The following is a 14,595-nucleotide window of genomic DNA, read 5'->3' as shown; positions in this document are numbered from 1 at the left end:
ATGGTCTCAAGAAGGAGTTGTAAGAAATATGAGGGATAAGCTTCTCCCCTTTATCATTGGTTTACTTCCTATATTGATGGTACTGGGAAATTCAATGCTCATTCCCATCATTCCCAGAATAGAAGCAGATTTGCATTTAAGCAGCGGTTGGTCCGGATTTATTTTAAGTTCATTTACGATACCTGCAGCCCTGGTCATTCCATTTGCAGGGGCATTGTCAGACCGTTATGGAAGAAAACGGATCATTACGATTTCACTATGGGTGATGATTCTAGGAAGTGTCCTTTGTATCTTTAGTCGAGAGTATGTCGGTCTTTTTATGCTAGGTAGAGGATTACAAGGTGTAGGGGCAGCGGGAACGACACCTCTTGCCATGGCGTTGATCGGTGATCTTTATCAAGAGCAGGAACGGTCAAAGATGCTCGGTTCATTGGAGGTTTTTAATGGTATCGGCAAAGTAGTTGCCCCGATTACAGGTGCCACTCTCGCTCAACTTGTATTGTGGAATCAATCCTTTTGGGTCTTCCCGTTATTATCGATCCTGATTTTGCTTGGTTTACGAAATACGGTGGAATCTAAAAAAGAAAGTCATAAAATGGACAAAAAAGCATTTTTTACCCTTTTCATGTCAAAGAGCCGTTTATTGATACCTCTCTATTTGATTGGGGGAACAGGCTTATTTTTATTATTCGGCATGCTCTTCTATCTTTCCTACCATATTGAAAATACTTTTCATATTGACGGATTTTTTAAAGGATTTTCTTTTATTTTCCCATTAGGTGCGATGACAATGTGTTCCTATTGGTGCGGGAAGAGATTGAAGACCGATGAAGAGTTAGGGTGGGCATATTTAAAGTACGGTGTGGTTATGATGTCCATCCCATTAGGGCTGTTAAATCTGCTCTCTGCATTAGGGTTTCTAATGTTTTTCATCACGTTAAGTTTTGGAGGATTAGGTTTGATGCTGCCTGTCATCAATACATTCATTACAGGCAGCGTACCTGAGCAACAGAGGGGGCTTATTGTAAGTCTCTATGGAGCGGTGAGATTCGGTGGTGTGGCAATGGGGCCGATTGCCTTTGGGGTATGGAGGGTGGATCCTACACAGATGTATGCGATTGCCTTCAGTTTCTCAATCATCAACGTCTTTCTTTTTATTTTTCTTTCTTTACGGACAAAAGGTGAGTTCCACCCTGAAATTCAATAGTTTCAATTAACAAAACAAAGTCCCCATCCAGAGGAACGGGGACTTTGTTTAATGGCGTATTTTCCTTTGAGGAATTTCTTTCACTACTAAATAAAGGATGATGGTAATGACAAACCAATCCAATATGGGAGCGGCTGGAATCTTGGTTTGCAATAATTCCATTAGGGTAAAAAACAAGGTAGATACAGTAGCTGAATAGGCTGTGATTCGGAAGCTTTGTCGATATTGTAAATTCCGCTTAAGGACATTTGCGAACGTAACGCCTATAAGAGCAAAAATGGTTATCTTTAAAAACGTCATCCCCGAGGTAAACAGGTAAAGGATAAATAGCGCAACGGGGATCAGTATCCATTTCAAATCGATTAAGGAATCAAGCAAATCAAGCAAACCTTCTTTCGATAAGGCTGTATCACCGAACATAGAATAGGAAGAAGATTGAACGTTACCCTGATTAATGACAACGAATTCCTTCTGTAAGAAAGCAATCGTATTTTCATTCTTGTCAAGATCTTCTTCATTCACATGACCGGTATCGTCAAGTATGATGGTGATGTCATCCTTTTCCATGGTAAAGGGTTTTGTCCATTCAGAAGATAAGGAACCGTTCTTAATAGAAAAGGATGGCAATTCTTTTTCGACAGACTCTCTTAGTGTATCGAGGGCATTTGTGGTAAACGATACAAATTGGACTGCTACAGGGAGGATGGAAATAAGTGCTAACAGGAAGATGAAACGAATCGTTTTTCCTATTCCCTGGAACCGGAATTTTGCAATATCTTTTGGGGAATAGATACTTTTATACAACTGCTGAAATACATTCATTAAGTTTTTTTCTCCTTTCGTGCATACCTCTTCTATTTTATGCTTGTCTCTATACTTCATCAAGTATAGACAGCCTAAAATAATTTAAAATGAATATCATTTGTAACATAAATGTAATAAAAGTCGACTTTTATTAACCTATTGTAAATTTGGGGTAAAAAGTATTTACGTTTGAACCATTATGTATTAAAAATGATATGGGGTTTTTGTTGTTTAATGTCGAAAATATATGTAGGGGTTGAAAAAATGGAATTAAATTGGCAAGAAATGTTGTTTCAGTTCTTTGGAGGACTGGGTATTTTCCTCTTTGGGATAAAGTATATGGGGGACGGACTTCAGAAGTCTGCCGGTGAACGCCTGAAGGAAATTCTGGATAAGTTCACGACCAATCCATTCATGGGTGTATTGGCAGGTATTTTTGTTACAGTCCTGATCCAATCGAGTAGTGGTACGACGGTTATCGTTGTCGGACTGGTAAGTGCCGGTTTCATGACCCTTAGACAAGCAATCGGTGTCATCATGGGTGCAAATATTGGTACAACGGTGACAGCCTTTATCATTGGTGTTGATATTGGAGAATATGCCCTTCCGATCATTGCGGTCGGTACCATCATGCTATTCTTCTTCAAAAATAAGAAAGTCCATAACTTTGGTCAAATGATTTTTGGATTTGGAGCATTATTCTATGGTCTTGAATTAATGGGTGGAGGGATGAAACCTTTACGATCCCTTGAAGCATTTCATGATTTGACCGTAAGTATGAGTGATAACCCAATTCTTGGTGTAGTGGTCGGTACATTATTTACTGTCATCGTTCAAAGTTCTTCCGCAACAATCGGTATCCTGCAGGAGTTATACAGCTCCAACCTGGTTGACCTGCAAGCAGGATTACCCATTTTATTCGGGGATAATATCGGTACAACCATTACAGCCGTTCTGGCAGCCCTTGGTGCATCTGTAGCAGCAAGACGTGCAGCAGCGGTCCATGTACTATTTAACTTAATCGGGACAACTATTTTCTTAATCATATTGCCGTTTTTCACTAAGTTTGTAGTCTTCCTACAATCTACATTTAATCTAAATGAACCAATGACGATTGCATTCGCACACGGAACATTCAACCTTACGAATACAATCATTCAATTTCCGTTCATCGCCATCTTGGCGGTCATCGTAACAAAGCTGATTCCAGGTCAGGACTCTATTGTCGACTATAATTCAAAGCATTTAGATCCTGTGTTTATCGAGCAATCTCCATCCATTGCATTGGGACAAGCGAAAGAAGAAGTTCTACGTATGGGAGCATTTGCGGTTAAAGGTTTGCAGGAAACAAATGAATTCTTAAAGTCGAAGAGCTCTAAAAATGCAGAAGCTGCTTATCAAATTGAAGGTGCCATCAATAATCTGGATAAGAAGATTACGAACTATCTCGTCGATTTATCTTCTGCCTCCCTTTCAGAATCAGAATCTGAGCGTCATTCGATTCTGATGGATACAGTACGCGATATTGAACGGGTAGGGGACCATTTCGAAAACATCATTGAATTAATCGAATATCAACAATCAAATAAAGTGAAAATTACAGATGATGCCATGTCTGATCTTGAAGTCATGTTCAATTTGACTATTGAAACAGTTGAAAAGGCCATCAAGTCATTAGATTTGAACGATATTGAAATTGCCAGAGAAGTGGCTGAAAAAGAAGATCAGATCGATAAGATGGAACGTAAGCTCCGTAAACAACATATCCTTCGTCTGAATGAAGGGAAATGTTCGGGCCAAGCAGGTATCGTATATGTGGATATCATCAGTAATTTAGAGCGTATTGGTGATCATGCCGTTAATATTGCTGAAGCAGTATTGGGAGTAGAATAAGGCAAGTCAAACTGACCTCTTTGATAATTGTCAAAGGGGTCAGCTTTTTTTATACTCAAAGTGAGGTGTTGAGACGTGGAGATCGTTTACTGGAGTATCATTATCATACTCATGGTTTTATCGTTTGTCGGTTTGGTGTACCCGATATTGCCAAGTGTCATCTTTTTAGTGGGCAGTTTCTTATTGTATGGCGTGTTTTTCAGCTTTGAGCCTTTTAGTGGGCTGTTCTGGACTGTGCAGATCCTCTTTGTTGCCCTTTTATTCGGTGCCGATTATATGGCGAACCTGATAGGAGTCAAAAAATTCGGCGGAACGAAGGCAGGTATATGGGGAAGTACCATCGGACTACTGGTTGGTCCATTTGCCATACCTGTAGCAGGAATATTAATCGGTCCCTTCCTGGGTGCTGTCATAGGAGAATGGGTCGTCCATCGGACAAACCTGAAGACTGCCGTAAAAGTGGGAATAGGATCCGTGGTAGGCTTCATCTCAAGTGTATTTACAAAAGGAGTCATTCAAATCATTATGACAATCTATTTCTTTTGGATCATTTAGTCCGCTGTGTTTAGGGATTAGGGTTAAGACATTTACCTTTTGTTGATTGGAGTGGAAGGTGCTCGACTCCTGCGGGAAACGCTGGACAGGTGAGACCCCACAGGGCTTTAGCCCGAGGAGGCTCACCGCCAGCCCCGCGGAAAGCGAGCACCTGGAGCGCAAATCAAACACTCCTTTCTTAATTTGAATAATGACAAAAAAATTTTCAAATGACTAGTCAGCAGATTATAGGGTATTTTATTCTTGTAAGAAAAAAGTAAGAGATTGAAGGCAAATTATTTGAACAGCTATAGTTGTTTTGGTAATCTTATACTGAAACGGCCTGAATATTGCTATTCAGGAAACTATACATAGGGAGGAATTTACAATGGCTTACGAATTACCGCAACTACCTTACGCATATGATGCATTAGAACCTCATATCGACAAGGAAACAATGAACATTCACCACACAAAACACCATAACGCATACGTTACAAAAGTAAATGATGCACTTCAAGGACACGATGATTTATTAAGCAAATCCATCGAAGATCTTGTTTCTAACTTAGATGCTGTTCCTGAAGGTGCTCGTACGGCAGTACGTAACAATGGTGGCGGTCACGCTAACCACTCTCTATTCTGGACGGTATTATCACCGAATGGTGGAGGCGCGCCATCTGGAGAATTAGCAGATGCTATCTCTTCTAAATTCGGAAGCTTCGATGCATTTAAAGAAGAATTCGCGAATGCTGCTGCAACACGCTTTGGCTCAGGCTGGGCTTGGCTTGTAGTAAACAACGGTGAATTAGAAGTAACAAGCACACCAAACCAGGACAGTCCTTTAATGGAAGGGAAAACGCCTGTTTTAGGTCTTGACGTTTGGGAGCATGCTTACTACCTGAACTATCAAAACCGTCGTCCTGATTACATCGGTGCTTTCTGGAACGTTGTAAACTGGGATGAAGTAGCGAAGCGCTACTCAGCTGCAAAATAATTAAATCTATGCCAAAAGAGAGGTTCCTTAAGGAACCTCTCTTTTTTTTGTATAAGTTCCTTCCCTTTTTCAAAAGATAGGGATACGTTAAAGGGGAGTTTTCACATGAGTAGCTTTAAAAAGGTATTAGGCGACATTGAATTAACGAGGGATCTGACTTTGCTCCTGTTAATCGGGGGATTGTACTCATTGAGTATTGCCCTCTCGAACACATTTGTGAACATCTACCTGTGGAAGCAATCAGGTGAATTTATTGATTTGGGTATATATAACTTAACCGTTGTCATCTTTCAGCCTCTGACGTTTATATTGGCTGGAAGGTGGGCAAAGAAAGTGGACCGGGTGATTGTTTTACGCTTCGGTGTTATTTTTTTGGCTCTCTTTTACATATCCGTATTGGCATTCGGAGAATCGGCAGAGGATTTTCTTGTCGTATTGGGGGCGTTACTGGGTATTGGTTATGGCTTCTACTGGTTAGCGTTCAATGTGTTGACCTTTGAAATCACCGAACCGGAAACGAGAGATTTCTTCAATGGCTTCCTTGGGACTCTCACTTCGGCCGGAGGAATGATCGGCCCGATCCTTGCCGGTTTCATTATTTCACGGTTTGCTTCCTATAAGGGATATACCATTGTATTTGGACTCTCTCTTTTATTATTTACCATCGCGGTGATAATGAGCTTTTTCTTGAAAAGAAGGCCTGCATCGGGGAGGTATTTATTCCTCAGAATTCTGGAAGAAAGAAAACATAATCACAACTGGCGTCTCATCACCAATGCTCACTTTTTTCAGGGACTCAGGGAAGGGACCTTCATCTTTATCATTTCTGTCTTTGTTTTCATCAGTACGGGAAGTGAATTTGCCATAGGTACCTTCGGCTTGATAAACTCAGGTATCGCTTTTATTGCGTACTATGTTGCTTCCAGAGTCATAAAGAAGAACTTGAGGAAACGTGCCATCCTACTTGGTGGAGTGCTACTCTATCTGGCCATATTCCTGATTGTATTTGATGTAACCTATACGAAATTATTGCTTTATGCAGGCGTCATTGCCATTGCCTATCCGATATTATTGGTACCTTATATATCTATGACCTATGATGTCATCGGGACAGGATGGAATGCGGCTGAAATGAGAATCGAATATATTGTCGTAAGGGAAATTTTCTTGAACCTCGGAAGAATTGTATCTGTTCTTTCCTTCATTGTAGCCGTGACCTTTTTTAACCAGGAAGAAAGTATTCCCATTCTCCTGTTGATTCTCGGGGCAGGACATACGCTGATCTATCTGTTTGTACGAAAGGTCGTTCTGCCTTTATAAGGAACTTTAAGCAAAGAGAGGGAAAGATTTCCTCTCTTTGCTTATGGCTAGATTATCCTTGAAAAATTCTATAAAATAAGGAGAGAAGAATCGTGATTCTGTAAATCCTTCATTGCACAACATAAAAGGTAACAGAGCAGAGATAAGAAGAATTTTTACATAGAGGAAGGGCTGGAAGAATTGAAAAAAAATAAGAAAAAAAGAAAGACGCATGTTCCCGTTCGGATGAATTTGCTGTTCTTTGCCGTGTTCTTATTGTTTTCTCTTCTTGTTCTTAGACTTGGACTTGTTCAGATTGTGAATGGGGAGAGCTATAAGAAAGAAGTGGAAAGAACAGAAGATGTAGTGGTCAATACAGGTGTACCACGGGGGAAAATGTATGACAGGTACGGCAATGTGATCGTCGATAATGTCCCGCTGAATGCGATCACGTATACCCGGGCGAATAATACAAAGATCGAGGAAATGATGGAGGTTGCATCGAAGCTTTCTGAGTATATCGAAAAGGATACAGAAGACGTAACGGAGAGGGACAAAAAGGATTATTGGTTAATCAATCATAAAGATGAAGCAGATGCAAAAGTGTCTGATGCTGAAATCAAAAAGCTGCAAAACAATGAAGAATTATCGGAAGATGATGTAAATAAAAAAGTGTATCAAATGAGATTGGATCGAATCACAGAGAAAGAGCTTGCCTCACTCACAGAAAAAGATCTGGAAATCATCGCAATTTATCGTGAGTTCTCAAGTGGATATGCATTGAATCCACAAATAGTGAAGAATGAAGGAGTCACACCACAGGAGTTTGCAGCTGTCAGTGAACACTTAAGTGAACTTCCTGGTGTCAATACCACTACGGATTGGAAGCGTTCATATGTATTTGATGATACATTACGAACCATCTTAGGAAATGTTTCTTCTGCAAGGGAAGGACTTCCGAAGAATCTGGTAGATTCATATTTAGCTCAAGACTATAACAGGAATGACCGTGTAGGAAAAAGCTATGTTGAGCTGCAGTATGAAGACGTGCTGCAAGGGCAGAAAGAACAAATCAAAAACGTGACAAAAGGCGGCAGTGTGCTTGAATCCGTTCTAGTGCAACAAGGACAGCGTGGCAAGGATATTGTCCTGACCATTGATATGGAGCTGCAGCGTGAAATCGAAAAAATCATCGAAGAAGAATTAAGCAAGCAGATTGTCCATCGGGGGGCATCACCCAACCTTGATCGTGCGTTTGTCGTGATGATTGACCCGAATACCGGAGAAATCCTGGCTATGGCGGGTAAACAATATGTGAAAAATCCTGAAACGGGTAAATATGAGATGCGTGATGCAGCACTTGGAACGTTTACTTCTTCTTATGAAGTAGGTTCAGTGGTAAAAGGTGCAACCGTACTAACAGGCTATATGACCGGTAAATTGACGCCAGGGGAAGTTCTGATCGATGAACCTTTAAGAATCAAAGGGACAAAACCGAAAACTTCCTGGTTCAATAAATACCAGCAAATTCCCATGACAGATTTATATGCACTGGAGAAATCCTCGAACGCGTATATGTGGAAAGTCGCTTTAAAAATTGCTGGTGGCAGATATGTACCGAATGAACCGATTGTTAATAATCCCGAAGCATTCGATATTTTTAGAAACCACTATGCTCAATTTGGTTTAGGTGTCCCGACTGGAATAGATTTACCTGGTGAATCTGCGGGTCTTACAGGAACGAAGACAGATCCCGGTTTCTTACTGGACTTGGCGATTGGACAATTTGACACGTACACAACCATGCAGCTTGCACAGTACGTTTCCACAATCGCCAATGATGGGTATCGTGTACAGCCTCATATTATGAAGGAAATAAGGGAACCTACAAATGAAAAGGAAAGTCTCGGTCCAATTCTTTTTGAAAAAGAAACAAATGTACTGAACCGAATCGATGCCACACAGGCACAGATCGAACATGTTCAAAATGGCTTCTATCGCGTCTACCACAACCCTGAAGGTACGGGTTACTTGTTTCATGACGCTCCGTATAACGCGGCGGGGAAATCCGGTACAGCCGAGACGTATGTTGATGGGGAATTGAACTATAACACCACCTTGATCGGATATGCTCCTTTTGACAACCCTGAAGTAGCTTATGCTACGTTGGTTCCTTCATCACATATCCAGGCAAGCGGCGTGTCCGATCCTTATGTAAATAAATACATCTCTAGACGGGTAATGGATAAATATTTTGAGTTAAAGAAGAAACGTGCTGAAGAAATGAAAGATCCGACTTCAGTTAATAAGAAAGTAGAAAATGCTGAAGAAGCAGAAGAACAGATGCAACAGGAAAGAGAAAAGAATAACTAATTAAAAAAGCTGATTTATGGGAAAATTGTTCCATAAGTCAGCTTTTTTTGGAGGAAATTTGAAAGGAAAGGGAAGTTTAAACAGAAAAATCCAAGAAATTGGTGTATTTTTTATGGTTAATACATAATTCGTTGAATGTTGTTCAATACTAGTGATATAAGGGTTTTAAGCATTTATGAACCGCGGAATCATGAAGGAAAATGTCGAATTTACAAAACCTTTACAATCGATTAAAACACAATTAACACTCATCTATTAATCTATTACTCGTAGGACAAAACAACCAATATTCTAGGGGGAATTAAAGAATGAAGAACTTCAAGAAATACGGTCTGCTTTTAATCATCGCAACGCTAGTAGCATTTGCTGCTGCATGTGGGAATGGAAGTAGCACAGATGAAAATGCTGGAGACGAAAAAGAAGGTTCAGAAACAGCTTCTGGTTCAATCGTAGTTTCAGGTTCTTCTGCAATGCAACCACTTGTTGCAGCAGCAGCTGAAGAATTCATGGCAGAAAATCCGGATGCAGATATCCAAGTTAACGCTGGAGGATCTGGTACAGGATTATCTCAAGTTTCTGAAGGATCAGTTCAAATCGGTAACTCAGACGTATTCGCTGAAGAAAAAGAAGGAATTCCAGCGGATGAGTTAGTTGACCATAAAGTAGCGGTTGTAGGTATGACAGCTGCAGTTAATCCTAATGTTGGTATCGAAGACATTTCTAAAGAAGATCTTAAAAAAGTATTCACAGGTGAAATCAAGAACTGGAAAGAACTTGGTGGTAAAGATCAAAAGATTACTCTTGTAAACCGTCCAGACTCTTCTGGTACTCGCGCAACTTTCGTGAAATTCGGTCTTGATGGAGAAACTCCTGCTGAAGGAATCACTGAAGATTCATCAAATACTGTCAAGAAAATCATCAATGAAACGGATGGAGCAATCGGTTACCTTGCTTTCTCTTACTTCACAGATGACAGCGTAACTCCATTGTCAATCGACGGAGTTAAAGCAACTGACGAAAATGTTCAAAAAGGTGATTTCCCAATCTGGGCATATGAGCACTCTTACACTAAAGGTGAGCCTGATGGTTTAGCTAAAACGTTCCTTGATTACATGATGAGTGAAGATGTTCAAAGTGGTTTACTAAAGGATCAAGGTTACATTCCTTCTACAAAAATGGAAGTAGAACGTGACGCTGAAGGAAAGCAAACGAAGAAATAATTGGTGAGTAATTAAATAAATTGATAGGGTAAATGCGGAAGGGCATTTACCCTATTATCTCGTATTTAGGGGTGTTTACGGATATGGAAAACAAGTTACCTGCCTCAAAGAGGCTAGTCAAAAGTAATAGATCTTGGATGAACGGTGAATTTAAGGGAAGATTTTTAGTGACACTAAGTGCAATCATTATGATTGCCGCGACACTATCTATCACCATTTTCTTAACTTCAAAAGGTTTACAATCATTTATTAAGAATGGTGTAAGTCCAATTGAGTTCTTAACCAGTCCTGATTGGAATCCTACAGGTGAGAATCCACTATTTGGTGCTCTGCCGTTTATATTTGGATCGTTTGCTGTTACGATTCTTTCTGCCTTAATAGCAGCTCCATTAGGAATAGGCGCGGCTATTTTTATGACAGACATCGCACCATCATGGGGAAGAAAAATCATGCAGCCGATTGTCGAACTCCTTGTCGGAATTCCTTCCGTTGTTTATGGATTTATAGGGCTTACAGTATTGGTACCTTTTATTCGCAATCATACTTCTGGTATTGGATTTTCACTTCTGGCGGGGATGATTGTTTTATCCGTGATGATTTTGCCTACCATCACGACGATTGCCACTGATGCTATGAGTTCATTACCAAAAAGCTTGCGTGATGGGTCATATGCTTTAGGTGCAACAAGATGGCAAACCATTAGAAAAGTATTAGTTCCAGCTGCTTTACCAACCTTATTGACAGCTGTCGTATTAGGTATGGCAAGAGCATTTGGTGAAGCATTAGCGGTACAGATGGTAATCGGGAATACGAGGGACCTTCCTCAAAGTTTAGTGGATGCATCAGCGACATTAACAACGATCATCACATTAAACATGGGCCATACAACGTATGGAAGTGTGGAAAACAACACGCTATGGTCAATGGGTCTTATTCTGTTGATTATGTCTTTCGTATTTATCTTATTAATCCGTTACTTATCATCTAGGAGGAAAATCTAATGAATAGTAAGAGAGCAGACAAGATCGCCACAGGTTTTTTCATTGGGATAGCAACGATCATCATTGCGCTGTTAGTTGCTCTATTTTCTTATATATTGATTAAAGGTCTCCCATATGTGACATGGGATTTCTTGACAACACCATCGAGTGCGGTACGTGCCGGTGGAGGAGTACGAGATCAATTATTCAATTCATTCTACATCTTGGTCATTACGATGATCATAACGGTTCCGCTTGGTGTTGGCGGAGGTATTTATATGGCTGAATACGCAAAGCCGGGTAAAATAACGAATACGATCCGTTCTTGTATTGAAGTATTGGCATCATTACCATCTATCGTCATTGGAATGTTTGGATTATTGGTGTTTGTTAATACAACAGGTTGGGGATATACCATTATAGGTGGAGCATTGGCCCTTACGGTGTTTAACCTCCCTGTATTAGTACGTGTGAGTGAAGATGCCATCAGAGGTGTACCTCGTGAGTTGAAAGAAGCAAGCCTTGCTCTTGGAATTACAAACTGGCATACGGTGAAAACGGTACTCATTCCAGGTGCATTCCCATCTATTCTGACAGGTGCGATCCTGGCATCCGGACGTGTATTCGGAGAAGCAGCAGCACTATTATTTACAGCAGGGCTGTCTACTCCGAGATTGAACTATATGGATTGGAATCCATTCTCGCCTACTTCACCGCTGAATTTGTTCAGACCGGCTGAAACACTGGCTGTTCATATATGGGCAGTCAATACCCAAGGGTTAATTCCTGATGTAGACGAAAAAGCAGCTGGTGCATCAGCTGTCTTGATTCTTTCTGTCTTGATCTTTAACCTGGGTGCACGGTTCATCGGAAGCTACATTCATAATAAAATGACAGCGACAAAATAATAGAAGGTGTGATAGTACATGTCTGTTCAATTAGAAACGAAACAGGAGCGCTCTTCAAGAGTAGCGGATAGAATCAAAAAAGAGACCATCATCGATGTTCAGAATTTAGACTTCTATTACGGTGATAATCACGCAGTGAAAAATATAAATATGGAAATCGAAAAAAATGCTGTAACGGCTTTGATCGGACCTTCAGGTTGCGGAAAATCAACATTTTTAAGAACGGTCAACCGCATGAATGATTTAGTGCCGATCGCCCGTGCAGAAGGGAAAATCATGTATGAAGATGTCAATCTTCTAGGAAAGGACATTGATGTCGTTGCCCTGAGGAAAGAAATCGGGATGGTTTTCCAAAAACCGAATCCATTCAGCAAGTCTATATATGAAAACATTGTTCATGCTTTGAAATTCTCTGGAATCAAAAAGAAGAGTGTGTTGAATGAACTGGTAGAAGAAAGTCTGACAAAAGCGGCACTTTGGGATGAAGTAAAAGACCGCCTTCATACTTCAGCACTGTCACTATCTGGTGGGCAGCAGCAGCGTTTATGTATTGCAAGAACGATTGCGATGAAGCCTACTGTCATGTTATTGGATGAGCCCTGCTCGGCGCTTGATCCAATCTCAAATGCCAAGATTGAAGAATTGATCACCGATTTAAAGAAAGAATACACGATTGTCATCGTAACCCATAACATGGGGCAGGCATCACGTGTCTCTGATAAAACGGCATTCTTCTATAATGGGGATTTAGTGGAGTTTGACCAAACCGAGAAAATCTTCACAAATCCATCGGAAAAGAGAACAGAAGACTATATTTCAGGGCGTTTCAGTTGATCATTTAGTTGGAGGGGTTTCGTGTGTCAGTATCAACAGCAAAAAAAACGGCTTTTAACGTTAACGACTTAAATTTATGGTATGGAAATAACTATGCATTAAAAAATATTACATTTCCTATTTACGATAAAGAGGTAACAGCCATCATTGGTCCATCGGGTTGTGGAAAATCAACATTTGTCAAAACATTAAATTTGATGAACCGTTCGGTACCAGGAATCAAAATGTCTGGTGAAATTAATTTTGATGGGACAAATATTCTTTCTGATAAAGTTGATTTGGTTGAATTAAGGAAGAAAGTGGGGATGGTATTCCAAAAAGGAAATCCGTTTCCTCAAAGCATCTATAACAACATTACGTTCGGTCCGAAAGTACATGGGGTCAAAAAGAAGAAAGAGCTTGATGAAATTGTCGAGTCCACTTTGAAAAGTGTTGCGTTATGGGATGAAGTAAAAGATCGATTGGATGCCCCGGCTATGGGTCTTTCAGGTGGTCAACAGCAGCGTCTCTGCATTGCCAGGGCACTCGCAACCAAACCTGATATCCTTTTGATGGACGAACCGACGTCTGCTTTGGATCCGATCTCTACAGTCAAAATCGAAGAGCTTATCGGTGAACTGAAGAAACAATATACCATCGTTATCGTCACTCATAATATGCAGCAGGCAGCGAGGGTTTCAGATAAAACCGCCTTTTTCTTACTAGGGGACTTGATTGAACTAGACGAAACGGATAAAATATTCTCTAATCCTACAGACAAAAGAACGGAAGATTATGTGTCTGGTCGATTTGGATAATGCATACTCAAAGAAAAAAGGTTCTTCAACATTACTTAGCAAAGGGGAATAAGTATGGCGATAAGAAGAAATTTTGATAATAATTTAAAAGAGTTAAAAGACAAGCTATTTGATATGGCTGATCTTGCTAAAACGTCTTTAAAAGAGTCCGTGGTTGCCTTAAAGACTCAAGACATGGAAAAAGCAGAGGAAATCATTAAAAAAGACCATCTCATTAACCAATATGATAATGAAATCAATAATCTTGCCATTATATTGATTGCGAAAGAATCTCCAGTAGCAACCGACTTGCGAAAAATCATCTCTGCACTGCGAATTTGTTCAGAGATTGAACGGATCGGGGATATGGCTACGAATATCGCTAAGTCTACGCTGCATATAGGGAATCAAAAATTGATCAAACCGATTGAAGAAATCCCTAGAATGCTCTCGATTGCTGAAGAAATGCTTGAAGAAGCTCTGACGGCTTTTTATTCTGAGGATGCATCCATGGCCAAAAAAGTGGCTGACCGTGATGACGAAGTAGATGAATTATATGGTCAACTAGTGAAGGAATTGATGACCTATATTCCGAACTATCCAAATGAAATCAGCCAGATCACGCAACTTGCCTTTACGTGCAGATATATCGAACGCGTAGCGGATCATGTGACGAATATTTGTGAAAACGTCATTTTCCTAGTGACAGGTGAACGTTTTGACTTGAATAATTAAAATGACAAGCGTCTCTTCATGTGAAGGGGCGCTTT

13 protein-coding genes are annotated in these 14,595 nt (G+C 40.3%); 12 read left to right on the top strand and 1 reads right to left on the bottom strand.

Going from position 1 to position 14,595, the window contains the following annotated elements; all coding sequences use genetic code 11:
• The first annotated feature begins 28 nt into the window (after nucleotides 1-28).
• Nucleotides 29-1,207 (top strand): MFS transporter, encoded by a 1,179-nt coding sequence (locus tag ACIGG7_RS06335; RefSeq protein ID WP_397549196.1) that lies wholly within the window; start codon nucleotides 29-31, stop codon nucleotides 1,205-1,207.
• 48 nt (nucleotides 1,208-1,255) lie between these two features.
• On the opposite strand, the gene ACIGG7_RS06330 is transcribed toward ACIGG7_RS06335, so the two are convergent.
• Nucleotides 1,256-2,029: a DUF1189 domain-containing protein gene (locus ACIGG7_RS06330; protein WP_224940121.1), complete on the bottom strand. Its 774-nt coding sequence runs from the start codon at nucleotides 2,027-2,029 to the stop codon at nucleotides 1,256-1,258.
• 246 nt (nucleotides 2,030-2,275) lie between these two features.
• Here ACIGG7_RS06330 and ACIGG7_RS06325 point away from each other — a divergent pair, with 246 nt between their 5' ends.
• The 11 genes from ACIGG7_RS06325 to phoU all read left to right on the top strand — a co-directional run bounded on the left by ACIGG7_RS06325 (nucleotide 2,276) and on the right by phoU (nucleotide 14,560).
• Nucleotides 2,276-3,904: a Na/Pi cotransporter family protein gene (locus tag ACIGG7_RS06325; protein WP_224940122.1), complete on the top strand. Its 1,629-nt coding sequence runs from the start codon at nucleotides 2,276-2,278 to the stop codon at nucleotides 3,902-3,904.
• A 75-nt stretch (nucleotides 3,905-3,979) separates the two neighbouring features.
• Nucleotides 3,980-4,459 (top strand): DUF456 domain-containing protein, encoded by a 480-nt coding sequence (locus ACIGG7_RS06320; RefSeq protein WP_224940123.1) that lies wholly within the window; start codon nucleotides 3,980-3,982, stop codon nucleotides 4,457-4,459.
• Nucleotides 4,460-4,826: 367 nt separating this feature from the next.
• Nucleotides 4,827-5,435, top strand: a complete 609-nt coding sequence (locus ACIGG7_RS06315) for a superoxide dismutase (protein ID WP_224940124.1) — start codon at nucleotides 4,827-4,829, stop codon at nucleotides 5,433-5,435.
• Nucleotides 5,436-5,540: 105 nt separating this feature from the next.
• Entirely contained in the window at nucleotides 5,541-6,755 is a 1,215-nt protein-coding gene (locus ACIGG7_RS06310) for an MFS transporter (RefSeq protein ID WP_224940125.1), read from the top strand.
• Between the two features lie 159 nt (nucleotides 6,756-6,914).
• Entirely contained in the window at nucleotides 6,915-9,107 is a 2,193-nt protein-coding gene (locus ACIGG7_RS06305) for a peptidoglycan D,D-transpeptidase FtsI family protein (RefSeq protein ID WP_397549660.1), read from the top strand.
• 308 nt (nucleotides 9,108-9,415) lie between these two features.
• On the top strand, nucleotides 9,416-10,327 hold the full coding sequence (locus ACIGG7_RS06300) for a phosphate ABC transporter substrate-binding protein (protein ID WP_397549195.1): 912 nt from the start codon (nucleotides 9,416-9,418) through the stop codon (nucleotides 10,325-10,327).
• Between the two features lie 83 nt (nucleotides 10,328-10,410).
• Nucleotides 10,411-11,328, top strand: a complete 918-nt coding sequence (pstC, locus tag ACIGG7_RS06295) for a phosphate ABC transporter permease subunit PstC (protein ID WP_263628052.1) — start codon at nucleotides 10,411-10,413, stop codon at nucleotides 11,326-11,328.
• Complete coding sequence (gene pstA, locus ACIGG7_RS06290; RefSeq protein WP_224940127.1) at nucleotides 11,328-12,215, top strand: phosphate ABC transporter permease PstA; 888 nt, start codon at nucleotides 11,328-11,330, stop codon at nucleotides 12,213-12,215. Before pstC ends, pstA begins: the two co-directional genes overlap by 1 nt.
• Nucleotides 12,216-12,233: 18 nt before the next feature.
• Nucleotides 12,234-13,049, top strand: coding sequence for a phosphate ABC transporter ATP-binding protein PstB (pstB, locus tag ACIGG7_RS06285; RefSeq protein WP_224940128.1), 816 nt, complete (start codon nucleotides 12,234-12,236; stop codon nucleotides 13,047-13,049).
• Between the two features lie 23 nt (nucleotides 13,050-13,072).
• Complete coding sequence (gene pstB / locus ACIGG7_RS06280) at nucleotides 13,073-13,846, top strand: phosphate ABC transporter ATP-binding protein PstB (RefSeq protein WP_224940129.1); 774 nt, start codon at nucleotides 13,073-13,075, stop codon at nucleotides 13,844-13,846.
• A gap of 54 nt (nucleotides 13,847-13,900) precedes the next feature.
• Nucleotides 13,901-14,560: a phosphate signaling complex protein PhoU gene (phoU, locus tag ACIGG7_RS06275; protein WP_224940130.1), complete on the top strand. Its 660-nt coding sequence runs from the start codon at nucleotides 13,901-13,903 to the stop codon at nucleotides 14,558-14,560.
• The last annotated feature ends 35 nt before the right edge of the window (nucleotides 14,561-14,595 follow it).

It is taken from the genome of Rossellomorea sp. NPDC077527, assembly GCF_044542955.1.
Taxonomy (GTDB): domain Bacteria; phylum Bacillota; class Bacilli; order Bacillales; family Bacillaceae_B; genus Rossellomorea; species Rossellomorea aquimaris_E.
Note: the sequence above shows the minus strand (reverse complement) of the source record. Positions and strands in the feature narration are given on the sequence as shown.

Excerpts from the sequence above, each read along its gene's own strand:
- ACIGG7_RS06335 (WP_397549196.1), top strand. The coding sequence starts at position 29 with ATGAGGGATAAGCTTCTCCCCTTTATCATTGGTTTACTTCCTATATTG.
- ACIGG7_RS06330 (WP_224940121.1), bottom strand. The coding sequence starts at position 2,029 with ATGAATGTATTTCAGCAGTTGTATAAAAGTATCTATTCCCCAAAAGAT.
- ACIGG7_RS06325 (WP_224940122.1), top strand. The coding sequence starts at position 2,276 with ATGGAATTAAATTGGCAAGAAATGTTGTTTCAGTTCTTTGGAGGACTG.
- ACIGG7_RS06315 (WP_224940124.1), top strand. The coding sequence starts at position 4,827 with ATGGCTTACGAATTACCGCAACTACCTTACGCATATGATGCATTAGAA.
- ACIGG7_RS06310 (WP_224940125.1), top strand. The coding sequence starts at position 5,541 with ATGAGTAGCTTTAAAAAGGTATTAGGCGACATTGAATTAACGAGGGAT.
- ACIGG7_RS06300 (WP_397549195.1), top strand. The coding sequence starts at position 9,416 with ATGAAGAACTTCAAGAAATACGGTCTGCTTTTAATCATCGCAACGCTA.
- pstC (WP_263628052.1), top strand. The coding sequence starts at position 10,411 with ATGGAAAACAAGTTACCTGCCTCAAAGAGGCTAGTCAAAAGTAATAGA.
- pstA (WP_224940127.1), top strand. The coding sequence starts at position 11,328 with ATGAATAGTAAGAGAGCAGACAAGATCGCCACAGGTTTTTTCATTGGG.
- pstB (WP_224940128.1), top strand. The coding sequence starts at position 12,234 with ATGTCTGTTCAATTAGAAACGAAACAGGAGCGCTCTTCAAGAGTAGCG.
- phoU (WP_224940130.1), top strand. The coding sequence starts at position 13,901 with ATGGCGATAAGAAGAAATTTTGATAATAATTTAAAAGAGTTAAAAGAC.